Origin of the sequence: Cyanobium usitatum str. Tous (assembly GCF_003011885.1) — a bacterium.
Taxonomy (GTDB): Bacteria; Cyanobacteriota; Cyanobacteriia; order PCC-6307; family Cyanobiaceae; genus Cyanobium_A; species Cyanobium_A usitatum.
This window is the reverse complement of the sequence record NZ_PXXO01000002.1, coordinates 224,626-245,881: the sequence shown is the minus strand read 5'-3', so window position 1 is coordinate 245,881 and position 21,256 is coordinate 224,626. Positions and strand designations below refer to the sequence as shown.

At 60.1% G+C, this 21,256-nt stretch carries 26 protein-coding genes and 1 pseudogene; 10 read left to right on the top strand and 17 right to left on the bottom strand.

Going from position 1 to position 21,256, the window contains the following annotated elements; all coding sequences use genetic code 11:
- The coding region (locus tag C7K55_RS03215; protein ID WP_479415235.1) for a photosynthetic reaction center family protein at positions 1-434 on the top strand (434 nt) is incomplete at its 5' end.
- A gap of 136 nt (positions 435-570) precedes the next feature.
- Here C7K55_RS03215 and C7K55_RS03210 read toward each other — a convergent pair.
- The 6 genes from C7K55_RS03210 to C7K55_RS03185 all read right to left on the bottom strand — a co-directional run bounded on the left by C7K55_RS03210 (position 571) and on the right by C7K55_RS03185 (position 5,068).
- Positions 571-1,641, bottom strand: a complete 1,071-nt coding sequence (locus tag C7K55_RS03210) for a type III polyketide synthase (protein WP_106501948.1) — start codon at positions 1,639-1,641, stop codon at positions 571-573.
- Between the two features lie 6 nt (positions 1,642-1,647).
- The gene (locus C7K55_RS03205; RefSeq protein WP_106501947.1) at positions 1,648-2,829 is read right to left on the bottom strand and encodes an NAD(P)/FAD-dependent oxidoreductase; all 1,182 of its coding nucleotides are present in this window, start codon (positions 2,827-2,829) and stop codon (positions 1,648-1,650) included.
- A complete protein-coding gene (locus C7K55_RS03200) occupies positions 2,813-3,589 on the bottom strand; it encodes a methyltransferase domain-containing protein (RefSeq protein ID WP_241518131.1) in 777 nt (258 codons plus the stop codon). Before C7K55_RS03200 ends, C7K55_RS03205 begins: the two co-directional genes overlap by 17 nt.
- 109 nt (positions 3,590-3,698) lie before the next feature.
- Positions 3,699-3,935 (bottom strand): chlorophyll a/b-binding protein, encoded by a 237-nt coding sequence (locus C7K55_RS03195; protein ID WP_106501945.1) that lies wholly within the window; start codon positions 3,933-3,935, stop codon positions 3,699-3,701.
- Positions 3,936-4,109: 174 nt separating this feature from the next.
- Positions 4,110-4,253: a chlorophyll a/b-binding protein gene (locus C7K55_RS03190; RefSeq protein ID WP_106501944.1), complete on the bottom strand. Its 144-nt coding sequence runs from the start codon at positions 4,251-4,253 to the stop codon at positions 4,110-4,112.
- Positions 4,254-4,390: 137 nt separating this feature from the next.
- Positions 4,391-5,068: a peroxiredoxin-like family protein gene (locus tag C7K55_RS03185; RefSeq protein WP_106501997.1), complete on the bottom strand. Its 678-nt coding sequence runs from the start codon at positions 5,066-5,068 to the stop codon at positions 4,391-4,393.
- Positions 5,069-5,231: 163 nt separating this feature from the next.
- Between C7K55_RS03185 and C7K55_RS03180 the strand changes: the two genes are divergently transcribed.
- Together C7K55_RS03180 and C7K55_RS03175 are read left to right on the top strand one after the other, a co-directional pair.
- Complete coding sequence (locus C7K55_RS03180) at positions 5,232-6,239, top strand: SDR family NAD(P)-dependent oxidoreductase (protein WP_106501943.1); 1,008 nt, start codon at positions 5,232-5,234, stop codon at positions 6,237-6,239.
- A gap of 22 nt (positions 6,240-6,261) precedes the next feature.
- On the top strand, positions 6,262-6,489 hold the full coding sequence (locus tag C7K55_RS03175; protein ID WP_106501942.1) for a hypothetical protein: 228 nt from the start codon (positions 6,262-6,264) through the stop codon (positions 6,487-6,489).
- A gap of 146 nt (positions 6,490-6,635) precedes the next feature.
- On the opposite strand, the gene C7K55_RS13225 is transcribed toward C7K55_RS03175, so the two are convergent.
- A complete protein-coding gene (locus tag C7K55_RS13225; RefSeq protein WP_127431962.1) occupies positions 6,636-6,818 on the bottom strand; it encodes a hypothetical protein in 183 nt (60 codons plus the stop codon).
- Between the two features lie 266 nt (positions 6,819-7,084).
- Here C7K55_RS13225 and C7K55_RS03170 point away from each other — a divergent pair, with 266 nt between their 5' ends.
- The 3 genes and pseudogenes from C7K55_RS03170 to C7K55_RS14165 all read left to right on the top strand — a co-directional run bounded on the left by C7K55_RS03170 (position 7,085) and on the right by C7K55_RS14165 (position 8,365).
- Complete coding sequence (locus tag C7K55_RS03170; protein ID WP_106501941.1) at positions 7,085-7,774, top strand: DoxX family protein; 690 nt, start codon at positions 7,085-7,087, stop codon at positions 7,772-7,774.
- A gap of 27 nt (positions 7,775-7,801) precedes the next feature.
- A pseudogene (locus C7K55_RS14170) lies at positions 7,802-8,059 on the top strand (pyridoxamine 5'-phosphate oxidase); the annotation flags it as partial.
- A 42-nt stretch (positions 8,060-8,101) separates the two neighbouring features.
- Positions 8,102-8,365 (top strand): hypothetical protein, encoded by a 264-nt coding sequence (locus tag C7K55_RS14165; RefSeq protein ID WP_338152859.1) that lies wholly within the window; start codon positions 8,102-8,104, stop codon positions 8,363-8,365.
- A 347-nt stretch (positions 8,366-8,712) separates the two neighbouring features.
- Here the strand turns inward: C7K55_RS14165 and C7K55_RS03155 are convergent, their stop codons facing one another.
- Positions 8,713-9,147, bottom strand: a complete 435-nt coding sequence (locus C7K55_RS03155) for a DUF1499 domain-containing protein (RefSeq protein WP_106501938.1) — start codon at positions 9,145-9,147, stop codon at positions 8,713-8,715.
- Positions 9,148-9,255: 108 nt separating this feature from the next.
- Between C7K55_RS03155 and C7K55_RS03150 the strand changes: the two genes are divergently transcribed.
- A complete protein-coding gene (locus C7K55_RS03150; protein WP_106501937.1) occupies positions 9,256-10,803 on the top strand; it encodes an FAD-binding domain-containing protein in 1,548 nt (515 codons plus the stop codon).
- A gap of 54 nt (positions 10,804-10,857) precedes the next feature.
- Here C7K55_RS03150 and C7K55_RS03145 read toward each other — a convergent pair whose 3' ends face one another.
- Together C7K55_RS03145 and C7K55_RS03140 are read right to left on the bottom strand one after the other, a co-directional pair.
- Positions 10,858-11,313 carry a thiol-disulfide oxidoreductase DCC family protein gene (locus C7K55_RS03145; protein ID WP_106501936.1) on the bottom strand — a complete coding sequence of 152 codons (456 nt, stop codon included), beginning with the start codon at positions 11,311-11,313 and terminating at the stop codon, positions 10,858-10,860.
- Complete coding sequence (locus C7K55_RS03140; RefSeq protein WP_338152858.1) at positions 11,310-11,528, bottom strand: hypothetical protein; 219 nt, start codon at positions 11,526-11,528, stop codon at positions 11,310-11,312. The genes C7K55_RS03145 and C7K55_RS03140 overlap by 4 nt, the downstream gene beginning before the upstream one ends.
- A gap of 101 nt (positions 11,529-11,629) precedes the next feature.
- On the opposite strand from C7K55_RS03140, the gene C7K55_RS03135 reads away from it, so the two are divergent.
- Complete coding sequence (locus C7K55_RS03135) at positions 11,630-12,082, top strand: secondary thiamine-phosphate synthase enzyme YjbQ (protein ID WP_106501934.1); 453 nt, start codon at positions 11,630-11,632, stop codon at positions 12,080-12,082.
- Between the two features lie 24 nt (positions 12,083-12,106).
- Positions 12,107-12,571, top strand: a complete 465-nt coding sequence (locus tag C7K55_RS03130) for an HIT family protein (RefSeq protein ID WP_106501933.1) — start codon at positions 12,107-12,109, stop codon at positions 12,569-12,571.
- Position 12,572: 1 nt separating this feature from the next.
- Here the strand turns inward: C7K55_RS03130 and clpB are convergent, their stop codons facing one another.
- Together clpB and C7K55_RS03120 are read right to left on the bottom strand one after the other, a co-directional pair.
- On the bottom strand, positions 12,573-15,191 hold the full coding sequence (gene clpB, locus C7K55_RS03125; RefSeq protein ID WP_106501932.1) for an ATP-dependent chaperone ClpB: 2,619 nt from the start codon (positions 15,189-15,191) through the stop codon (positions 12,573-12,575).
- 108 nt (positions 15,192-15,299) lie between these two features.
- Complete coding sequence (locus C7K55_RS03120) at positions 15,300-15,623, bottom strand: hypothetical protein (protein WP_106501931.1); 324 nt, start codon at positions 15,621-15,623, stop codon at positions 15,300-15,302.
- Between the two features lie 57 nt (positions 15,624-15,680).
- Here C7K55_RS03120 and C7K55_RS03115 point away from each other — a divergent pair, with 57 nt between their 5' ends.
- Entirely contained in the window at positions 15,681-15,887 is a 207-nt protein-coding gene (locus C7K55_RS03115; RefSeq protein WP_106501930.1) for a hypothetical protein, read from the top strand.
- Between the two features lie 150 nt (positions 15,888-16,037).
- Here C7K55_RS03115 and C7K55_RS03110 read toward each other — a convergent pair whose 3' ends face one another.
- The 5 genes from C7K55_RS03110 to glgB all read right to left on the bottom strand — a co-directional run bounded on the left by C7K55_RS03110 (position 16,038) and on the right by glgB (position 21,242).
- Positions 16,038-16,379 (bottom strand): c-type cytochrome, encoded by a 342-nt coding sequence (locus C7K55_RS03110; RefSeq protein ID WP_106501929.1) that lies wholly within the window; start codon positions 16,377-16,379, stop codon positions 16,038-16,040.
- 114 nt (positions 16,380-16,493) lie between these two features.
- The gene (locus C7K55_RS03105) at positions 16,494-16,829 is read right to left on the bottom strand and encodes a plastocyanin/azurin family copper-binding protein (RefSeq protein ID WP_106501928.1); all 336 of its coding nucleotides are present in this window, start codon (positions 16,827-16,829) and stop codon (positions 16,494-16,496) included.
- Positions 16,826-17,836: an NAD-dependent epimerase/dehydratase family protein gene (locus tag C7K55_RS03100; protein ID WP_106501927.1), complete on the bottom strand. Its 1,011-nt coding sequence runs from the start codon at positions 17,834-17,836 to the stop codon at positions 16,826-16,828. Before C7K55_RS03100 ends, C7K55_RS03105 begins: the two co-directional genes overlap by 4 nt.
- Positions 17,833-18,891 carry a uroporphyrinogen decarboxylase gene (gene hemE, locus C7K55_RS03095; protein ID WP_106501926.1) on the bottom strand — a complete coding sequence of 353 codons (1,059 nt, stop codon included), beginning with the start codon at positions 18,889-18,891 and terminating at the stop codon, positions 17,833-17,835. Before hemE ends, C7K55_RS03100 begins: the two co-directional genes overlap by 4 nt.
- Positions 18,892-18,917: 26 nt before the next feature.
- Entirely contained in the window at positions 18,918-21,242 is a 2,325-nt protein-coding gene (gene glgB, locus C7K55_RS03090; protein ID WP_106501925.1) for a 1,4-alpha-glucan branching protein GlgB, read from the bottom strand.
- Positions 21,243-21,256 lie beyond the last annotated feature (14 nt).

The following is a 21,256-nucleotide window of genomic DNA, read 5'->3' as shown; positions in this document are numbered from 1 at the left end:
GTTCACTGGTTACCTCCTCGCTGGTTCGTGAAACCACCGAGAGCGAGAGCCAGAACTATGGCTACAAGTTTGGCCAAGAAGAGGAGACCTACAACATCGTGGCTGCTCACGGCTACTTCGGTCGCCTGATCTTCCAATACGCCTCCTTCAACAACAGCCGCAGCCTCCACTTCTTCCTGGCTGCCTGGCCCGTGGTTGGCATCTGGTTCACCGCACTTGGCGTGAGCACGATGGCCTTCAACCTCAACGGTTTCAACTTCAATCAGTCGATCCTCGACGGCCAAGGCCGTGTGGTGAACACCTGGGCAGACGTTCTGAACCGCGCTGGTCTGGGTATGGAAGTGATGCACGAGCGCAACGCTCACAACTTCCCGCTTGACCTTGCTGCTGCTACTGCCACCCCCGTGGCACTGACCGCACCTGCAATCGGTTGATAGTCAACAGCCCAGCTACGGCTGGGTAATACGGAATCCCAAAAGCTCCCTTGCATAAGGGAGCTTTTTTGTTGCCTGGGTGGTTGCACAAGTAGTACAACAAGCCTGGATGGGAAATCAGTGGTCAGAAGCGCAATCAGGTGGCCTTTTGCACCATGAGCAATGCCGCTTCCACTGCGAGACCGGGACCAAAACCCAAAGCCAGGCATGGGCCGTTGAGGTCTGGGGAGGTGCGCAGCCGCTCCAGCACAAACAAAATAGTTGCCGACGACATATTGCCGAACTGACGTAATACCGCAGTGGAGAGATCAATCTGGCCGGGTTGCAACCCGGCGCTCTCTTGTACCGCCCCAAGGATGCGGGGCCCGCCGGGATGAACGGCCCAGGTTTCTATTTCCGGCAACGTCAGCCCCAGGCCCGCCAGCCACTGCACCAGCCAAGGGCGCAGCTGGGCGGCGATGCGACTGGGGACTTTGGATGAAAGAACCATGGAAAAACCATGATCTTCAATGATCCAGCCCATCAGGTCTTCAGTGCCGGGTAGCACCGTTGAGGATGAGGCGACTAGCTGCAAGCCTGTTTTATTGGTTGAGCCCACACCAGGGCCATCGGCAGCTACTGCCACCACCGCGCCGGCACCATCAGCGAATAAGGCATTGGCCACGATGTGGTCCGGGTTCCAGCCCTCCTGCAAGTGCAAGCTGCACAACTCCACTGCACACAGCAGCACACAGGCACTGGGATCAGCCTCCACAAAGGCCCGTGCCACCCGCAGTCCGTTGAACGCCCCGTGGCAGCCCATGAAACCCACATGAGTTCGGGCCACATCCATGGCTAGTGGCAGGTTGGCGATTAAGGCCAGGTCGAAGCCAGGGGCCCCAAAGCCCGTGCACGAGACGGTGATTAAGTGGGTGATCGCGCTGGCCTCGATACCGGCATCCTTAAGTGCTAAACGGGAAGCCTCTAGGGCTAGCTCCAGCGCTGCCGGTTGATAGCGCCTCATCCGCTCAGCCGTTGAGGGGTTGCCGGAGTCAGGCAGGGGAATGCAGTGGCGGTGCATCACCCCCGAGCGCTGGTAGATCCTCTCCAGCAGCCGTTGTTGACGAGGGCTGGCATTGCCTATCTGCGGTGCAAGGGCCAGGGCTTCTTGCTGGCTGATGCGCCTCTGGGGCACCGCAGTGCCAAGACCAATCAAGGACAAGGGCATGATTGATCAGTCCGTCGAGCAGGGCAGGGCGGGCCGCTGCAGAAGCCCAATCATGGAGCCGGCGACCGAGGGGAAGCTCCCCGCCAGCCTGTGCAGCCCCCAGCTGATCCTGGGGTGCCGCAAAACCACTGCCAGCACTCGGCATGATCTCTGCTTCTGTGCCACCCAGCGGCGGTGAAGGCGCCGCCACTCCGTCTCAATTGCCCCATCCCAGTGCTCCAATCCGCGCAGCACTAGAGGCAGGGCAGCTAGTGAGGAGGTAATAGCCCAGCCCATGCCTTCACCGGTGAAGGGCTCCACGTAGCCGGCGGCATCACCAAGCAGCAGCAGCCTGTGACCCGCAAGCGGAATTGTGCGACGACTGAGCGCTGCGGTGAGTTGCCAGGCTGATTCTTTAAGGCCAGGCAAAGTCGCAAAGCCCGCTTCAGCCAGGATTTTTTGGCAAAGCAGGGCCGCACCACCAACGGAGCCCAGCATGGGCCGATCGAAGGCACAGGCCAGGTTGATCTCCCCGCTCTCTACCCGCACAAGACCCACATAACCGCCCTGGCCTACAGCCATCTGCAACACCCCGGGAGCCAGCTCAGCAGCTTCCCCTGGCAGTACGCACCCTGCGCCAATACGACTATGGGGCTGGATGCTGGTGCTGATCTCAGCCTCCTTATCGATGGCGCGGTGGCTGAGACCCGCCGCGATCAACACCACCTTGGCGCGGACACTCCACCTTGCAGTGCCTTTTTGCAGCACCACCTCCCGGTCTGGTTCTAAGCCGGTGGCTGCAGCGCCCAGTACCGCCCGGGTGCCCGTCATCACCGTGGCACCAACTGCAACAGCTGCTTCCAGCAGAGCCTGATCCAGGCGAGAGCGGGACAGGACCCGGCCAGCTCCCAGGGCTATCGGGTTAACCCGGCCAGCTACCCCCAGCTGCAGCCGCTCAAGGGATAGGCCACCTTGGGCCGCCACTAGGTCGCCAAGTCCAGCTGTTTTAAGTGCTGCCAGGGCCTGGGGGCTTAGGCAGGCTCCACATACTTTCCAGCGAGGAAAGAGGCGCTGCTCCACCAGCAAGACGCGCACGCCACGACTGGCCAGACCATGGGCTGCAAGGGCGCCGGCCGGTCCAGCACCCACTACCACCACATCCCAGCAAGGCGAAATATGCAACGGTCCGAGTTCAGGCGTTGGCTGCATGCCGACTCCAGGAGAGCAGGAAACGCTCGGGCCAGAAGCGGGTGATCTGGGCACCCACCAGGCCAGCCGATGCGGCCAGCTGCGCCACCTCGTCGAGTTGAAAAGCACCACCCACCGAGAGTGGTCCATCTATGTGCACGATCGCTGAGCGACTCAGCAGCCGGGTGCCGATCCAGGTGAGCAGCAGATCAATGGGGCTGCGGATTAGGTCGTGTACCAACAGCTGATCGAGGGTGGCGGCGGCCATAGAGCGCAGCAGGCTTTCTGCATCGGCTTCCGTGAGGTGATGCAGAAACAACGAGGTTGTGATTAGGTGATAACCGCCGGGAAGCGGGGAATTGATTGCGTCGGTTTGGAAGAAATGAGTCTCCAATCCCTCCGCCTTAGCTGCTGCACTTGCCAGGGAGACAGCTTCAGCGCTGATGTCGCAGCCATGCACCTGCAGATCAATCCCCTCCCGCTTGGCCATGCGACTGATGGCACGCACCGCGTCGCCCCCACCGCAGGCCACATCTAGGAGGCGCAACCGCCGCGCGGGATTCAATTTTGCTAATCGACGGATATCAGGAAAGAAGCCAGCAGTGCTGCGGGTCAAGGCATTGATGCGAGCTAGACCAAGCAGTGCTTGCTGATGATCAAGAGGATCAAGTCCGGGCTGATCCATCAGCTCTGGCCTTAGCTGCCGCTGACCAAGCTGACTCCATAACTGGGGCAGGGGCACCTCAAGGGCTGCTTGGAGATCAGCAAGTTTTGGCTGCAAATTGCCCCGCTGCAATGCAATCTTGACGCAAACTTAATATCCCAACATTAAGATTCCAAAATTTAAGCCCAAACTGAGAGCATTGCAGCCAATGGCGCAGCTATCAGGATCAGAAACAGAAGGGAAGAAACTGGGTGCGGCAGGCGGCGTAACCGTCTATCAGAGCTCCGAGGCCGATTTGATGAGCGATACCGGAGCCCGTAAGACCTTCTGTGATGATGCCAATCGCGATACCTAACATTGCTGCTCGGCCGTTGAACAGTTCTACGCGTTTGAGCTGTTCCAATAGAAACAATTCTTCGGCCCGATGCTTAAGCCATTCTCGGCCAGCCGGAGTGTTTGTCATTTTTTTGCAACGAAGAAGGAGGAATTAGGCTCAACGATGCTGAGAGTTACGGCTATCAGGATCTCGGGGTCAGATCAGTTGGGCGACTGAGCACGTAGGTGGTCATGCCACCGAGCACCACCACAAGGGCAATCACGGTGAAAATTGCAGCTGTGTAATCGGTTTCCATGGTGATCAACCCAGGCCGAGTTGGGAAAGGATGCCTTGGCCAGTGAGTAGCTCAGTGCCGAGGCCGATTACGAAACCGAGCATGGCTAGGCGACCATTCCAGGTTTCAGCAAATTCAACGAATCCGAAGCGGGAAGCAGAATCAGCCATGAGTGTTGCGGTTTGTTACGGGAACTGTAACGCAATGTGGCGAGGGCCTGGCGGCTAGGGCCAGACGGCTAGGGCCAGGCAGCGAGGACCCGTGGGCTTCCACCGGATTCGGCGCTGTCTGTGTATGCCGTTAATAATCAGGCGAGGTAAGGATCCAGGAAGCTGAGCGGCCTTGCCATGGATGCCGAAAAGCCGAGAATGCCGCGATCCTTGTAGCTGTAGAGCAGGGTGTCGTCGTCTTCCAGCAGGAAGGTTCCGCCGCGCTGGGTCAGAAAGTCGTCGCAGGGCACGTAGGTGCGCCAGTTGCCCAACACCTCGCCCATGTTGCGCAGCCGAACCGTGGCCAATTCGAAGGGGCGCTGGAATCCGGTCCCGCCAGCCCTGGCAAAGAACGAACCTTTAATTGGTGGCAAGGGGCCTGCCTGGATGGTCTCCTCGTCGGCGATTCGCTGGGGAGCCGCTCGATCGCCCGTGTAGCCGCGCAGCACCTCGGCCAAGGTGCCGGGAGAGCCGATGCCGGCGCACATCAAAAGCAGGTTGGTCCAAGGGCCGCCGATCTGCTGCAGACCCTCGTAGAGGCCCAGGGCACGGTGCAGCTGCGGGTCTGCATCCACCTGCAGTAGCTCGCGGGGAAAGCCTGTGAATTCACAGAAGCGATCGGCTCCGGCAGCCTGGCCGATACCGATTGCCAGCACGGCGATCCCGGCAGTCTCCAGCTGCGGCAGGGCGGCAACCAGGGCCTGGGCGTATTCGAGGCTGTCGAAATCCCCCAACTGGGGTAGCAGAAGCACCAAACGGCGCCGTCCCCGACCCATCCCCGCAACGCCCGCCAGCCGCTCAGCCAGGGAATCCGGGGCTAACTCGGTGCTGGACACGGGGATCGCTGCGCTCTTGATGTAGCCATCGTGGCGCCAAGCCGGCTGCCTGGCGATCCGCCTTTTGGATCAACAGAATTGGGTGTTGCCGGGAACAGGGGCTATGGCCGTTGAGGAGCGCAGGGCTGGAGAGTCACGCAAGATCCTGCTCACCGGCGGCAGCTCCGGGATCGGTTTTGAGGCGGCAACCCTGCTGCTCCAGGCCGGTCACCACCTCACCATCCCCTGCCGGGATGGGACCACCGCCGCGCTTCTGCGCCAGCGCCTGAGCGACAAGATCGATACCCCTAGCTGCGATCTGGCTGATCTGAGCAGCATCGGGCGCTGTGCCGAAGCCTTGCTGGCCAAGGGTGAGCCGATCGATACCTTGGTGCTCAACGCCGGCTTGCAGTACAGCGGCATGGTCGAGCCCCGCTGGTCGGCCCAGGGGTTTGAACTCACCATCGCCGTTAACCACCTGGGTCACCAGGCCCTGCTGCAGCAACTTTTGCCCCTGTTGATTGGGAGCAAGGCACCTCGCTTGGTGGTCACCGCATCGGAGGTGCACGACCCCACCAGCGCCGGGGGAAAAGTGGGTCTCCCGGCTGGCCTCGGAGATCTTGCCGGTCTGCGTCAGGGCCCTGGGGCGTTAATGCTGGATGGCAGCGCCAGCTTTAGTGCCGAGAAGGCTTACAAAGACAGCAAGCTTTGCAACCTGTTGATGGCAAGGGAGGTGGAGCGGCGGCTGAGGGAGCAGGGCACGCATCTGCCGGTGCTCGCCTGGAGCCCGGGGCTGGTGATCCCGCGCAGTAAGGGGGGCTTCTTCCGCTATAGCCGCAGCCATAACCCCATGGGCCAGGCCCTGTTCGCCTTTGTTGCTCGCGACCTGCTGCGGCTCACCGAAAGTCCCCAGAGGGCTGGCGCCCTGCTGGCCGGCCTCGCCGATGGCTCAAAACCGCACGCCAGTGGATTTCAATACTGGAGCAACCGAGTTGTGGGGCCTGGTCGGCTGCGTTTTGAGACCAGCCAACCCAGTGCGGAGGCCTGCTCCGACCCACTGGCCCGGCTGCTGTGGGATCTCAGTGCCGCATCAACAGACCGCAAAGCCACGTTTCATATTTCTTCATATTAAGATTCAGCAAAGCGGAATCCTGATGAACGACTTGTTGGCTGTCATCTATTTTGTTTTCTTTGCGGCCATCGCTGGCGGAGCCTTCGCGCTGATGTCCCAAAACTTGCGTAGTTCCCAGGAGAGAGATTCCCTTCAAACCCCTCGTAGACGCAGCAGGGTTCACCCAGAGGCTCCCCAGCCCGGCGAAGAGGTGCTTTACGTAGATTTCAGCCGCGAGCGTTTAGAGCAGATGTATCAGCAAACCCCTTGATTTTTGAACTGAATACGAAGTAGGTGAATTTTTGGCGAAACGCATTTAACCTACAACTTAATTAATTTACAAAAGTGTATTTCCGTGGCAGCCGCTGCTCCGGCCTCCGATGCGACGCTTCACCTGCAAGTGGACTGACTCGGCACTCAGGCATTGGCGTTCGGCTGGGAAGTTGGTGAATTGCGCTTGACCGTGATGCCTTTGCCGAGGAAACAGGGCTCACGGTGAAATTCACCCGTTTTCGCATCGAGGGCAAGGATTGGTTTGATCGGGCTAGCCAGCGGGCGATTTATCTGCCAGGTCAATCCTTTTCTGTTGAGTCCAGCCACTTCTATGGCTTGCTCTTCAATCTCTGCCCCCCGGGTAAGACAACTTCAGCTCCATTTGGAAAGCGGCCTCCAGAACCTTGCTCAGCTTCGCGGCATCGCTTCCGGCCATCCCGATGCGCCTTTAGCTCTAGGGGTTGAAACACTTGCCTACTGCTCCAGGGCCTGCATGATCGCCATTGCTCTGGGGTAGGCCCTGGTCAAGTCCGACTGAGCGCTTCACGTTTCTTCATCAAGCTTGCCAGGATTGGTGAAGCAATCAACCCACCATGTCCACCCCCCTGCTTCTTGAGCTGTTTGGAGGCTTCCTGGCTGCCTGTATGGCCCTTTGGTTTGTGGCCCTCAGCCGCCCTGCTGATCAACCGGCTGCAGCCGAGACCCCTGCAAATGCTCTATGGATCACGACTGCTCAAGCTCAACGGATCCGTTCCGTTCTAGAGGCATATGTGTTGAAGCCAGGCGGAGTTGCGTCTCTTGGCCTGCTGCTGCTTCGCTTGGCTATCGGCGTGATGATGATTCACCATGGCCATGAAAAACTTGCCGATCCCCAGCAATTTGCCAATACCTATGTGGCATCTCTGCACCTGCCATTCCCCTTGTTTTTCGCCTATGCCGCTGGCTTTTCCGAGCTGATCGGCAGTTGGTTGGTAATTCTCGGCTTGTTCACGCCCGTTGGAGCGCTCGCCCTCACCGGCACGATGACAGTCGCCGCTTACCAACACATCCTTACGGCTGGGCTAAATATTTACGTGCTCGAACTGGTCGTTCTCTACCTCGGCGGCAGCCTTGCACTGTTGCTAGTTGGTCCTGGCCGCTTTTCATTTGATGCTGGCATGCTGCCCGGTCTGCTCGTTAAGCCAACCGTTCGCATCAAGCCAGAAATGTCTGCCCCCTCAGAAGGCATTTCAGGTTTGACTCCTGCTTACGTGCAAATCAATGCCAGCAATTCAACCCGCTGAGGTTGCTGGCCGTTTTGGGGAGGCCTAATGGATAGTCTTCCCCCATGGCGTCCCCTTTTGCGAGCTGCCCTGCAGAGGGAGGGCAGATCCTCAAGTAGCCGTTGGCTGCAACTTGCAACTGTCGCCAGCGATGGCACTCCCAGGGTGCGCAGCTTGGTATTCCGGGGTTGGTCAGCTCCAGCCGTTCTGGATTTGTTCACTGATGGTCGCAGTGAGAAAGCCAGCGAGCTGCGACATTTGCCAGCAGCGGAAATTTGCTGGCTTTTGCCTCGGGCTCGAAGCCAGTTTCGATTGCGTTCAAGGCGCTGTCAGCCTCCCTCAGCGGAGTTGCTCAAGCAGCGTCAGCACCACTGGCAAAACCTCACACCTTCCGCTAGGGCCCTATGGGGCTGGCCGGAGCCAGGAATCCCCCTCGAGCTGCAGGCAGCCTTTCCCCAGGAACTTGACGATACCACACCGATGCCCAGTCACTTTGAACTGCTGAGTTTTGAGGTGCATCAAGTCGAGTTGTTGGAACTTGGCGGGCAACCCCACCAGCGCAGGCGCTGGTGCTCCTCTGGCTCCTGGTCTGAAGAGCTGCTGAACCCTTGATTCGGCCATTTGGGAGTGGTTCGTTACGCCCAGAATCTTTAAGCAGTACCTTTAACTTGGTATAAACGCAGCTGTATGCGAATTACGCAGTGCAACGGTGAGCACCTAGTCGCCCTTACGTCATCAGAGGCATCCAGTTTGGTTGATGCCTGTGCCCTGTTGGTACTGGCTTCTGAGGCAGCTCCCCCGGAGGCCCTGCCTCCTGATATGAAAACCCTGCTTGGTCAGTTGTTTGATGGCTTGAAGTCAGCCACTGAAACACCAAAGCCCGCCCAAAAGCACCTATAAACGCCTCCCTCCTGAACAAAATCGGAGTTCGCTCCGAGCGGGTTGGCGGCCAGCTGATTTCATGCACTTGGAGCTGGTATGAGCGCTTTTCGCAAGATTTCCAGGCGTTTGCTGTTGACGCCCAGATCTGAATCGCCAAGCCGAGAGACGGAGCGAGCTTGGAGAATTGCATGCTCAGTGTCTGCGTACAGCTCTAGATCGTCGACGAAGCCAAACAGGGAGCTGGTTGCGGTTGCGTGCAGATAGCCCTCAGCTCGCTCGACAACCTTGGTGCCGCCCATCGCTTCAATCACGGGAATCAGGCTTTCGAGGGCGCTCTGGGGAGTATCTCCGCTCCTCTGCTGGATAGGCCAATCCGCCCTTGCGCAGTGCGCTGGCGTGGCACAAGGGGCCAGGGCGCCGTCGTGCACACCTAGGTCGATTGGTACCGGACCAACGATGTGAAACAGGGCGAGGCTCAGCAATACGGCCAGATGCTGCAGCAGATAGATCATCGCGGGCTCAGGTGGGGGAGATGGGAAAGGTGCCACCGTAACCAGGTTGGGCCGCCTGGCTGACTCCAGATTGATTAAAATGCAAATGAGGTTTTAGCCTCTGACGCCATGGGGCCGCTGCAAATCGTTTGGTTCAAGCGCGATCTGCGCAGCTTCGATCACAGGCCCTTATTGGAGGCCTCGCTGCGGGGACCAGTGCTGCCGCTCTACGTGGTGGAGCCAGACTTGTGGTTGCAGCCAGACAGCTCCGCTCGGCAGTGGGAGTTTTGCCGGGAATGTCTAGTAGAGCTGCGAGCGGCTCTTGCCGGTCTTGGCCAACCACTTGTGGTGCGCATCGGTGCGATTGAACAGGTGCTGGAGCGGGCCCATCGCCAGTTTGGAGTAGCTGGCTTGTGGAGTCACGAGGAAACTGGCAACGGTTGGACCTACGCCCGTGACCTGCGCGTAGCGGACTGGGCCCGCCGGCACGGCATTGAATGGCAGGAGATTCCTCAATTTGGTGTCACCCGAAGGCTCAGTAGGCGTACAGGTTGGGCAAAGCATTGGGAGGAGCGCATGGCCGAGGAGCTAACTGGTGCGCCGCTCCGTCTCACCCCGCTGCCCGGGCTCGACCCTGGTCCTCTGCCAGTAGCCGAAGAGCTAGGGCTGAAGCCCGATTTCTGCCCTGGGCGGCAAAAGGGAGGGCGAGCCCAAGGCTTGAAAACCCTCGCCTCCTTTTTGGATCAGCGCAGCCGCTCCTACCAATCCGGGTTGTCTAGCCCCAATACGGCCGACGTCAGCTGCTCGCGCCTTTCCCCCCATCTCAGTTGGGGCAGCTTGTCGATGCGGGAGGTAGTGCAAAAAAGCCGCCTCCGTCGCCAGGCTCTTGCGGCAGTCCCCTGGCGGCGCTCCCTGCAGCGCTTTGATGAGCGCTTGCATTGGCATTGCCATTTTATCCAGAAGTTGGAATGCCAGCCCAGCCTGGAATACAGGGAGCTCCATCCCCTCACTGCCGGACTGCGTGACAGTAATCATGAGCTTTTGGCAGCCTGGGCAGAGGGGCGCACGGGGCTTCCTTTTGTGGATGCTTGCATGCGCTCCCTAAACGCAACCGGCTGGCTGAATTTCCGGATGCGGGCGATGCTGCTTTCCGTAGCCAGCTATCAGCTGTGGATTCCCTGGCGGGAGAGCGGGGTCCATCTCGCAAGACAATTCGTTGACTATGAACCTGGTATCCACTGGAGCCAGTGTCAGATGCAATCTGGCACTACCGGCATCAATACAATCCGTATATACAACCCGCTTAAGCAGGGGCTAGACCACGATCCAGAAGGTGTCTTCATCCGCCGCTGGCTGCCAGAGCTTGCCCATGTCCCCCCGGTGTATCTGCACACCCCCTGGACCATGGACGACCGCACCCAGGCTCGGCTTGGAATAGGGATCGGTCGCGCCTATCCCCTGCCTTCGATCGATTGGAATACTGCGGCTGCAGTAGCCCGCGATCGAATCTGGGCCCTACGGCAGCAGTATGGCTTTGCTGCCACTGCTGATGCCATACAGAATCGCCACGGTTCACGGCGTTCGGGTCTGCGCTCCAGCAGCAGCGGACGGCGAAGCAAGTTGCCTATAGACCAGCTTTGCTTCGATTTTGTGGGAGATACGGCTGTTGCTCAGTAACGGATTCATTCCGTTCGAGGGCTCGCGATTACAAGAAGCTCAACTACATCTGCGTTAGTCGCGGCGGCAAATATCTTTGCGGCCTTGGCAGAGGCTATCCAGGCTCGGTCGTCCAGTGATCCGCAGTCTCATATCCGCCCAAATGCCGTAGGCAAGGTTTGTCAAGGGGCGCAGCAGGGGCCACTGGGTTGGGGCATAGAGCCAGCCCAATCCGATCAGCTCGTAGGCCCGTCTAAACACCTCGACGTCACGCAGCACTGCACCACTGGCATCAATGGCGTGGATGCGCCCCATAGCTTCCCTATAGCTGATGCCGGCGTAGCTATCTGGGTTGTATTCGGGCTGATCGATGTCTACGAAAGCGAGTTTTAGACACTCACCATGGCGCTGCCTGTCTTTGCGGCCAAGTAGCTCCACCTCCCGCAGGCACAGGGGGCAACCCCCGTCATAGAGAAGGGTAAGAGCCGGGCACTCGGCTGCCTTGAAGTGTTTGTGGCTAGGAGAATTCACTTTTTGCGGCAGTAGCCTCCGCCTACGTTCATCCACCCTTCAGCGCAGGCCTTGCCATTGGTGGGTTGCACCGTGTATGTCATCAGCCCCAGGGTGCTGCACTTGCCGTTCAGCATGTCTACGTACCCCATGGGACAGATGTCGCCTATTTTCGAGACTTGGCGCTGGGCTTGGGCGGCTGGGGCGGTAGCTGCCAGGCCAGGTAAAACGATCAACAAGAAAAGTAATATGCGCATGGCAGCCTCTCGGTGCACTGGATAGGTTTCAACCTATCTTAGGCAGAATGCTAGGGATGATCTGAAACATATCCATCTCTATGCTTCGCCAAAGCCTCGAGACCCTGCGGGTGGTGACCCCAGGCGAGGGCTTTACCGACCTCACTGGCCGACTTAACGCCGCCTTGGCCTCCAGTGGCATGGAGCAAGGGCTGCTCAACTTGGTGTGTCTGCACACCTCATGCAGCCTCACTATCAACGAAAACGCCGACCCGCGCGTACTGCGCGACCTTTCCAGCTACCTGCGAGCCCTCGTGCCCGAGGAGGGCATCCGTCCGGTCAGCGGCCGTGGGGAACTGCGCCCTTACGTACACGCTGATGAAGGCTCCGACGACATGCCGGCCCACATTCGTACGGCTCTCACCACCAGTCAGCTCAGCCTTTCTTTTGAGGCTGGCCGTCTGTTACTTGGCACCTGGCAGGCTGTTTATCTGTGGGAGCACCGCAGGAGGGGCAGCGAGCGGTTGCTGACACTGCACCTATTGGGTTCTTAGGGCTCCATTCGTTTGATTAGATCCATGAGCAGCACCCCCTGTCCTATCTGCAGAATTCATCACGACCCCGCAGCGCGGGGAGCCTATGAAATCGGGCGTGGTTCCCATTGGCTGTTGCGCCACCATCCCGACCCCGCCCCCCTGGTTGGTTGGCTGCTCCTAGATAGTCTCCGCCATGTAGCGGGCCCGGCTGATTTCAACGACCAGGAGGCAGCCTCCTGGGGGCTGGCCGTGCGCTACGCCAGCGCTCTGCTTAAAGAGCAAACCGGCTGCGACAGGGTCTATGCGATTGCTTTTGGCGAGGGTGCGCCCCATTTGCACCTCCACCTAATTCCCCGCTTTGCTGGCGATCCCCGCACCTGCGCTTGGTTGGTGGCAGATCATTACCGAGCGGTGTCAGCAGGAGAACGGGAGCCCGCTCCTCCTGAGCAACTGACGGACCTGGTGGACCGGGCCCGCAGCAGCTTTTCGTACCAGCTTTTGCAGTGAGCTACACCAGCACCGGCAGCTTGGCCGGCTCGCTTTGCTGGAAGCGCAACCGTTCCTGCTCCACATCCACCGTGATGGTGTGGCCGCTGGTGAACGTCCCAGCCAGGATTCCCTTGGCTAAAGGGGTTTCCAGCTCCCTTTGGATAGCCCGCTTGAGCGGCCGGGCCCCATACACCGGGTCATAGCCCACACCGGCAAGCCAGTCGAGGGCATCAGCATTGAGCTGCAGTCCCAGTTTTTTGTCGTCTAGGCGCCTGGCCAGCCGCTGCACCTGCAGCTCCACGATCTCGCGCAATTCCTCCTGCTTGAGGCTGTGGAAGATGATCGATTCATCAAGCCGATTGAGGAATTCAGGCCGGAAGTGACCTCTGAGGGCTTCATTTACCCGGGCCTCCATTTCGCCGTGGCGGGCTGGATCGCCGGCCAGATCCAGGATCGAGGCGCTGCCGATGTTGCTGGTGAGGATTAGCACCGTGTTGGTGAAGTCCACCGTGCGGCCCTGGCCATCGGTGACGCGGCCGTCATCAAGGATCTGCAGCATCACGTTGAACACATCGGGGTGGGCCTTTTCCACCTCGTCGAACAGGATCACGGCGTAGGGCCGGCGCCGCACCGCTTCGGTGAGTTGGCCGCCCTCTTCGTAGCCCACGTAGCCAGGAGGTGCCCCGATCAGCCGGCTCACGGCGTGCTTTTCCATGTATTCGCTCATGTCGATGCGCACCATCGACTCCTCGGAATCAAACAGCTGGGCTGCCAGGGCCTTGGAGAGTTCGGTTTTACCGACGCCGGTGGGGCCAAGGAACAGGAAGCTGGCGATTGGCCGGTTGGGATCGCTCAGGCCTGCCCTCGATCGCTGAATTGCATCGGCTACCGCTGTGACCGCCTGGGCCTGACCAATCACCCGGGTGTGCAGCTCCTCCTCTAGGTGCAGCAGCTTCGCCATCTCGCTTTGGACCAACTTGGCCACGGGGATGCCGGTCCATTTGGCGATCACCTCGGCGATGTCGTCTTCGGTGACCTCTTCACGCAGCATGGTTTTATCGCTGCCGCTGGCATTAAGCGCCTCTTCTTTGGCGGCCAGCTTCTTGTGCAGCTCGGCCAGGGTGCCGTATTCGAGCTCGGCGGCCTTGTTGAGGTCGTAGTTGCGCTTGGCCTGCTCTACCTGCAGCTGCACCTGCTCGATCTCCTCCTTGATCGCGCCAAGCTCATCAATCGAGCTCTTTTCTGCCTGCCATTGGGCATTGAGTGTGCTCTGCTGTTCGCTGAGATCGGCCAGCTCCTTCTCCAGTCGCTCGAGCCGATCCTTGCTGGCGGGGTCGGATTCGCGCCCCAGAGACAGTTTTTCCATCTCCAGCTGCAGGATGCGGCGATCGAGCTCGTCGATCTGCTCCGGCTTGGAGGTGATCTCCATCTTTAGGCGGGCGGCCGATTCATCCATCAGATCGATGGCCTTGTCTGGCAGGAAGCGATCGGCGATGTAGCGGCTGGAGAGCACGGCCGCTGCTACCAGGGCGTTATCGGCGATGCGCACGCCGTGGTGCACCTCGTAGCGCTCTTTCAGGCCCCGCAGAATCGAGATGGTGTCCTCCACCGTTGGTTGATCCACGAACACCTGCTGGAAGCGGCGCTCCAGGGCCGGATCCTTCTCGATGTGCTGGCGGTGCTCATCGAGGGTGGTGGCGCCAATGCAGCGCAGTTCGCCCCTGGCCAGCATCGGCTTGAGCAGGTTGCTGGCATCCATGGCACCGCCGCTGGCGCCGGCCCCCACCACCGTGTGGATCTCGTCGATGAACAGCACGATCTGGCCTTCGGAGGCGGTGACCTCCTTGAGCACGGCCTTGAGCCGCTCCTCAAATTCACCGCGGTACTTGGCACCGGCGATCAGGGCGCCCATATCCAGGGACACGAGCTGGCGGTTCTGCAGGGCTTGGGGCACATCGCCATTGACGATGCGCTGGGCCAGCCCCTCCACAATCGCCGTTTTGCCCACACCGGGCTCTCCTATCAGCACCGGGTTGTTCTTGGTGCGGCGGCTGAGGATCTGGATCGTGCGGCGAATCTCTTCATCACGGCCAATCACCGGATCGAGCTTGCCCTCGCGGGCAGCGGCCGTGAGATCCCTGCCGTATTTCTCCAGAGATTCGTAGGTGCCTTCGGGGTTCTGATCGGTCACGTTTTGGGATCCGCGGATGGCCTGTACGGCTTCTTTGAGTTTGTTGGTGTTTGTGCCCGCTTGAGATAGCAATTGCTTACCGCAGCGGTCGTCGATCGCTAGCGCCAGAAGTAGGTGCTCAATGGCGATGTAGCTGTCGCCGTAGGACTGTTTGAGCTCCTCAGCCTGGTCAAGAACGGTATTGAGCCCCTTGCCGAGATAGACGTTGTCGGGGGGCGCACTAAGGCTGGCTTGGCCGGCGATCCAGGCGTCAACCTTCTGGCTGAGGCTGCCCACATCCACGCTCGCCTTTTCCAGAATGCGGCCTGCCAATCCCTGCTGGCTTAGTAGGGCGGCGAGCAGGTGCTCGCTTTCCATCTGCTGCTGACGCCGCTGCTGCGCCAATTGCTGGGCGGCCACCACGGAGGCCCAGGCTTTTTCGGTGAAAAGTTCGGCGGTGGGATGCATGGCCACTTGCCTCGATTGAGCTGCTGGATTAACCGTATGTCCGTTGTGACAATTCAGCAGCGAGGAGAACCGACCGGATTGATTCGGTCCTCCCCCGAGCTGGTGGGCCTAGTTCTTCGGCAGCTGAATCACACCAGCATCGGCGCCGCACATGCGCAGCGGACAGCCATCCGCTCCATACATCGCGTCGGCGGGGGAAAGGCAGCCCATCGCGTTCTTTGCCTGCACTTGATTGGCTTGGATCCGCCTGGGCTGGAGCAGTTTCTGGCTGGCGGGCACCACCAGTGGACAGGGAGGCTTAGGCAAGGCCTGAGCCTGGGCCTGGCCGTGGAAGCTTCCCAGCAGCCCAGCCCCGGCGATGGCGAGTCCCAGCACCACGGGATCCATGCTCATCAGCAGTCGGGCCTGGGGCGAGGGGGTACGGGCTGCCATGCCGATGCTTAGTTCAGACTGAACCCACTCTGGCCCCCCGCATGGGGGATCGCTGCCGTGAACGACACCTGGAATGACCCGTTGATTGAGCAGCTGGCGTCCGAGTCCCGGGAGTTTGATGGCACGGGTCGGGATCCGGAGCGCAACTGCTGGCTGGCCGTGCATCGTTATGTGCACGGTGTTCTTCCCAGCGAATACGACATCCGCGAGGTGCCGGAGGAGCTTTATCTGGCCGTGCTGGCTGCCCGCCGAGACCAGAACTGAGATCCGGGCAGAATTTTCCCGGATGTTCGCTCGGCTTCGGTGGCCAACAAAAAACCCCGACCTTGGCCGGGGTTTGCTGAAGGACTAATTGGATAATTGAGTCAGGAAGACCAGCCCAGGAACGCCGGCCCCGGAAGACCAGCTCTTAGATCAGGCCCAGCCCTTAGAAGACATGTCTTCGACGTAGGCAGCGACATCGGCGATGTCACCTTCGCTGAGCTTGCCACCGAAGGCAGGCATGGCGTTTTTGCCGTTGGTTACCTGGTAAGCAATGGCAGCTTCGTGGCCTTCGCTGTAGTTGGCCAGGTAAGCGGTTAGGGCATCCTGCTTAAGGGTGCGCTCGGCGTTAACAACGTTGCCACCACCCATGTGGCAAGCGGCGCAGTTGGCGGAAAAGATCTGGCCGCCATGGGCCACATCGGCAGCGAAGCTAGGAGCAGCACCCAGCACTAGCGCCAGGCAGAGAGCGATTAGAGAGAAGAGACGGCGCATGGGGGGCGCTTAAAAGCATGGGCAACTCGACAAAATTAAGGCGTGAACCGGGCTGATGTGACCCCTGGCAACCAGGTTCGAAACAATTGCCACAAAGTTGGCTGTGCAGTGGGATCAGCCAGGTGCCAAGACGTTGATTTCAGCGGTCATCCCTGCTGCCCGATGGGGCTCACACCAGATCGCGTAGCGGCCGGGCGTATCAAATTTTTGCTCCCAGCTTTCGCCCAAAGCGAAGCTGAGCGGTTCATGGCTCCATTCGGGATGGCCTGCCACGATCAAGTTGTGGGGGCCGAGCCCCCGCACTTCAAAGCTCACTGTGTCGCCGGCGTTGATCGTCAGCTGCTCGGGTTGGAACACCAGAAAGCCTTCGTCGTTGCCCAGCAGCATCGTGAACACGAGGAAGCCCAGCAGCAGCCTCCCGACCAGCCAGCCATGCCTGTGCTTACTCATCTGTGCGGCAGGCCAGCGGTTTCGAACACCGCTTGGAGGGTGGGTGCGTAGCTCACCAGGCCAAAGCGTTCTGGTGGGCTCACCGGCTCGTGCACGAAGTGGCGCTGGCGAATTGAGAAGCGATCCCAGGCATTGACTTCAATGCGTAGAAGTTTGATCAGGGCTTCGATTAACCAGCCTTGCAGGTCGATCCCAAAGGGTGGCTGCCAGCTGCGGCGCCAACGGCAGAGCTGGGTCACGGTGGCATTGATGCTGATGGGCGCCTGGCCGAGAACAAGGCGCCGCAGAGCTCCCTGGTTTGGTTCCGGATTGGGGTGATGGGGCTGGGTGGCCAAATGGGCGCACACCAGGGCTATGTCGGCGGCGTGGATGAAGTGGAAGCTGGCTTCGGTGCGTAGCCACTTAGCAAGCCACAACCAGCGGGTTGCCTCCCTAATTCCGGCGGTGAGATAGCTGGTGGGATGGCGGTCGCCCGGGCCCACCTGACCCCCAAATACCAGGGTGGGAAATACGGCCACAATTTTGGCGGCCAGGGGGTGGGCCTCCAGTTGCTGCAGACAGAGGGCCTTGGTTTGGATGTATTCAGTGCCAAATTCCGCTGCCTCGGGCAGCAGCTGCAATTGGCGATCCAGAATTGAGGCGGTGGAGAAGTAGATCACCTGCTCCAGCCATACAGGGCTGGTGAAAGCCAGCAGCTGGTTAACCGCTTCTACGTTCACCTGCTGGGCTCTTAGGGGATCGCCCCAGGCGGTGGCCGTGTGGATGATGCGAGTAGCGGTGGCGATTGCACCGGCATGGGGCGTTAGCTCCCGCAGGTCACCGACCAGCAGGGTGACCCGAGGATCATCTGCAGAAACAACCGTGAGCTTGGCTGGATCACGGAGCAGGAGCAGCAACTCCGCATCGCTGTGGCGATAAAGCTGCTCGGTGATGTACTGGCCAACGCAGCCACTAGCCCCTGTGATCAGGATCCGCTGGGGCCGGGATCCTGCCGCGGGGCTGCTCAAGCCGCCGCTCCGATGCGCTCCATCACACTCTTGCCGGCTTCAAAGAAGGCGCGGCCGTTTTCTTCTGGAGTGCCCGGCAGGATGCCGTGGCCCAGGTTGAGAATGTGCTTGCGGCCGCGGGCTTTGCGCACGGTGTCGTCGATCCGGGCCTGGATGGCCGCTGGGGTGCCGAATAGCAATCCGGGATCCACGTTGCCCTGCACGCCAATGTGCTCGGGTAGGCGGGCCAGGCCCTCGGCCATGTCCACGGTCCAGTCGAGCGAAATGATGTCTACCCCTGTGCCTGCCATGCGCTCAAGCACGCCGGCGCTGCCGGAGATGTAGAGGATGAAGGGGGTATCGGGGTGGGTTTGCTTAACCAGATCCACCACCTTCTTCTGGTAAGGCGCCGCGAAGCTGTCGTAATCCATGGGGCTGAGTTGGCCGGCCCAGGAATCGAACATCTGCACCACCTGGGCGCCGGAATCGATTTGAAAGCGCAGGTAGGTGGCAATTGACTCGGCGAAGTGGTCTAGGAGCTTGTGCAGCAGCTCCGGCTCTTTGAAAGCCATCGCCTTGATCACGGCGTAGTTCTTGCTGCTTTTGCCCTCCACCACATAGGCGGCCAGGGTCCAGGGGGCACCCACAAAGCCGAGTACAGCAGCTTCATTGCCAACAGATTGACGTAGACGGGTGAGCACCTCACCCACAAACGGCATGCTCTCGGCCGGCTCCAAGGCCCGCAGTGCCTCTACTTGGGCAAGGTTGCGGATTGGGTCCTGGATCAGGGGCCCCTGGCTCTCAATGATGTCGAAGTTGATCCCCATGCCCGGTAGGGGCGTGAGGATGTCTGAAAAGAGGATCACGCCGTCGGGCTTGAAGGCGTGGAAGGGCTGCATGGAGATCTCGTAGGAGAGATCTGGGTTTTCCGAGCGCTCGCGGAAACCGGGATGGCGGTCGCGCAGGTCGCGATACACCTTCATGTAGCGCCCGGCCTGGCGCATCATCCAAACCGGGGGCCGCTCCACCTGCTCACCTCGGGCGGCGCGCAGCAGCAGGGGGGCGGCTTCGGTCATGGTTGCAAGCAGAGCGAAGCGAGAACTTACCCGAGCAGGGCCCCGGAATCGGTGGCTTCGTCACAGGTGTCTTCATCCAACTGCTGGCTGCGGATTTCGTCCCGACGGAAGACGAGCACTGAAAGGGGTGGTAGGCAGAGATCCAGGGATTGGTCATAGCCATGGATGCCCCACTGGTCGGTGAATTTGCCGCCCAGGTTGCCCAGGTTGCTGCCGCCATAGCGCTCAGCATCGGTGTTGAAGGCTTCCTCATAGAAGCCCTCCAGCGGCACGCCCACTCGGTAGTGGGAATGGCTCTGGGGAGTGAAGTTGGCCACCACCACAAGCCACTTGCCCGTGGCACTTTCACGTCGCATGAAGCTGATGATCGAGTGGCGATTGTCGTTGCAATCGATCCACTGGAAGCCGAATTCACTGAAATCGTCTCCCCAGAGAGCCCGCTCCGATTTGTAGAAGACGTTGAGATCGTCGACGAGACGCTGGAGCCCCTGGTGAGAGTCGTGCTGCAGCAGCTCCCACTGCAGATCGCCCCATACATTCCACTCAGCCCTCTGGCCAAATTCCATCCCCATGAAGATGGTTTTCTTGCCGGGATGGGTCCACATATATGCCAGCAGTGCCCGCACGTTGGCAAATTTTTGCCAGTCGTCACCAGGCATTTTGTGCAAGAGGTTGCTCTTGCCATGCACAACTTCGTCGTGGCTTAAGGCCAGCATGAAGTTCTCTGTGAAGGCGTACCAGATTGAGAAGGTGACGTTGTTCTGATGGAACTGGCGGAACCAGGGATCTAGCTCGAAGTAATCGAGCATGTCGTGCATCCAGCCCATGTTCCATTTGAGGTTGAACCCGAGGCCACCAATATTGGTGGGCTGGGTAACCATGGGCCAGGTGGTGGATTCCTCGGCGATCGAGAGTGCTCCAGGGAAGTGCTCGAACAGCACGTGGTTGGCCTGTTGCAGGAAAGTGACGGCCTCGGTGTTTTCACGGCCGCCATGGTCATTCGGCAACCATTCACCATCTGGGCGCAGGTAGTCGCGATAAAGCATGGAGGCCACCGCATCTACGCGGATGCCGTCGATGTGGAACTCCTCAAACCAATAAACCAGGTTTGCCACAAGGAAGTTGCGCACTTCGTTGCGGCTGTAGTTGAAGATGAGGGTGCCCCACTCCTTGTGCTCGCCGATGCGCGGATCGGCATGCTCATAAAGATGGGCGCCATCAAAGAAGGCCAGGCCGTGGGCATCTTTGGGGAAGTGGCCTGGCACCCAGTCGAGAATCACGCCAATGCCTTCGGCGTGGCAGCGATCCACGAAGGCGCGGAACTCATCCGGGGTGCCAAAGCGGCTGGTGGGGGCGTACCAGCCCGTGACTTGGTAGCCCCAGGAACCATCGAAGGGATGCTCCGAGATGGGCATCAACTCGATGTGGGTAAAGCCGCGGGCTTTCACATAGGGGATGACCCGATCAGCTAGCTCCGGATAGGTGAGCAGGCGAGCGCCCGGTTTGAGATCGGCTGCAGGCACCGGCGGGCGCGGTGTGCCGTCAGCTTCGATGTAGGGCTGGTCGGCAGCGCCGTGCATCCAGCTGCCCAGATGCATTTCATAAACAGACACCGGCTGGTCGAGGGGGTTGCGGCTATCCCGCTCCTGCATCCAGCCCGAGTCTTGCCATAGGTGCCCCGCAAGGGACTCCACGATCGAGCCATTGTTGGGACGAATCTCATGGCGGAAGCCATAGGGGTCTGCTTTTTGATAGCAGTGACCGTTTTGAGCTCTTACCTCGTATTTGTAAATCTCACCTGGCTTAAGCCCGGGAATGAATAGCTCCCAGGATCCACCCACCCTTGCCTGCATCGGATGGTGGCGGCCATCCCAGCCGTTGAAATTGCCCAGCACCGCCACGCTGCGGGCATTGGGGGCCCAGAGGCAGAACTGAACGCCCTTGACGCCGTTGTGCTCCACCACGTGGGCACCCATGCGGCGCCAAATGTGGTGGTGGTTGCCCTCTGCAAACAACAGGCGATCCAATTCGCCCATCCATTCATGGCGAAACGACCAGGGATCGGGCTGCACGTGTTCGATGCCGCCGCGGTTGACCCGCACCTGATAGGAAGTACCAGGATCACTGCCCCAAGGGGCTTCGAAAATCCAGGGGTGATTCGGAGTGGCCATCGGCAGCGATTGGCCATCGATCAGCAGCTCAACTCGCTCTGCCTCAGGCATCCAGACGCGCAACACCCATCCGCCCGATTCGAGGGGCTGGGGCCCCAGCACCGCAAACGGGTGGTCGTGCCGGCACTCAGCCAGCCGCTGGCAATCCTCCGCCATCCAGTTAAGGGTGAGCAAGGACATGTACCAGCAGCGAT

Bases quoted from the DNA above. Each gene is read 5' to 3' on its own strand.
- C7K55_RS03210 (WP_106501948.1), bottom strand. From the start codon at position 1,641: ATGCCCTTGTCCTTGATTGGTCTTGGCACTGCGGTGCCCCAGAGGCGC.
- C7K55_RS03205 (WP_106501947.1), bottom strand. From the start codon at position 2,829: ATGCAGCCAACGCCTGAACTCGGACCGTTGCATATTTCGCCTTGCTGG.
- C7K55_RS03195 (WP_106501945.1), bottom strand. From the start codon at position 3,935: ATGACAAACACTCCGGCTGGCCGAGAATGGCTTAAGCATCGGGCCGAA.
- C7K55_RS03190 (WP_106501944.1), bottom strand. From the start codon at position 4,253: ATGGCTGATTCTGCTTCCCGCTTCGGATTCGTTGAATTTGCTGAAACC.
- C7K55_RS03185 (WP_106501997.1), bottom strand. From the start codon at position 5,068: ATGGGTCGGGGACGGCGCCGTTTGGTGCTTCTGCTACCCCAGTTGGGG.
- C7K55_RS03180 (WP_106501943.1), top strand. From the start codon at position 5,232: ATGGCCGTTGAGGAGCGCAGGGCTGGAGAGTCACGCAAGATCCTGCTC.
- C7K55_RS03175 (WP_106501942.1), top strand. From the start codon at position 6,262: ATGAACGACTTGTTGGCTGTCATCTATTTTGTTTTCTTTGCGGCCATC.
- C7K55_RS03170 (WP_106501941.1), top strand. From the start codon at position 7,085: ATGTCCACCCCCCTGCTTCTTGAGCTGTTTGGAGGCTTCCTGGCTGCC.
- C7K55_RS03155 (WP_106501938.1), bottom strand. From the start codon at position 9,147: ATGATCTATCTGCTGCAGCATCTGGCCGTATTGCTGAGCCTCGCCCTG.
- C7K55_RS03150 (WP_106501937.1), top strand. From the start codon at position 9,256: ATGGGGCCGCTGCAAATCGTTTGGTTCAAGCGCGATCTGCGCAGCTTC.
- C7K55_RS03135 (WP_106501934.1), top strand. From the start codon at position 11,630: ATGCTTCGCCAAAGCCTCGAGACCCTGCGGGTGGTGACCCCAGGCGAG.
- C7K55_RS03130 (WP_106501933.1), top strand. From the start codon at position 12,107: ATGAGCAGCACCCCCTGTCCTATCTGCAGAATTCATCACGACCCCGCA.
- clpB (WP_106501932.1), bottom strand. From the start codon at position 15,191: ATGCATCCCACCGCCGAACTTTTCACCGAAAAAGCCTGGGCCTCCGTG.
- C7K55_RS03120 (WP_106501931.1), bottom strand. From the start codon at position 15,623: ATGGCAGCCCGTACCCCCTCGCCCCAGGCCCGACTGCTGATGAGCATG.
- C7K55_RS03110 (WP_106501929.1), bottom strand. From the start codon at position 16,379: ATGCGCCGTCTCTTCTCTCTAATCGCTCTCTGCCTGGCGCTAGTGCTG.
- C7K55_RS03105 (WP_106501928.1), bottom strand. From the start codon at position 16,829: ATGAGTAAGCACAGGCATGGCTGGCTGGTCGGGAGGCTGCTGCTGGGC.
- hemE (WP_106501926.1), bottom strand. From the start codon at position 18,891: ATGACCGAAGCCGCCCCCCTGCTGCTGCGCGCCGCCCGAGGTGAGCAG.
- glgB (WP_106501925.1), bottom strand. From the start codon at position 21,242: ATGTCCTTGCTCACCCTTAACTGGATGGCGGAGGATTGCCAGCGGCTG.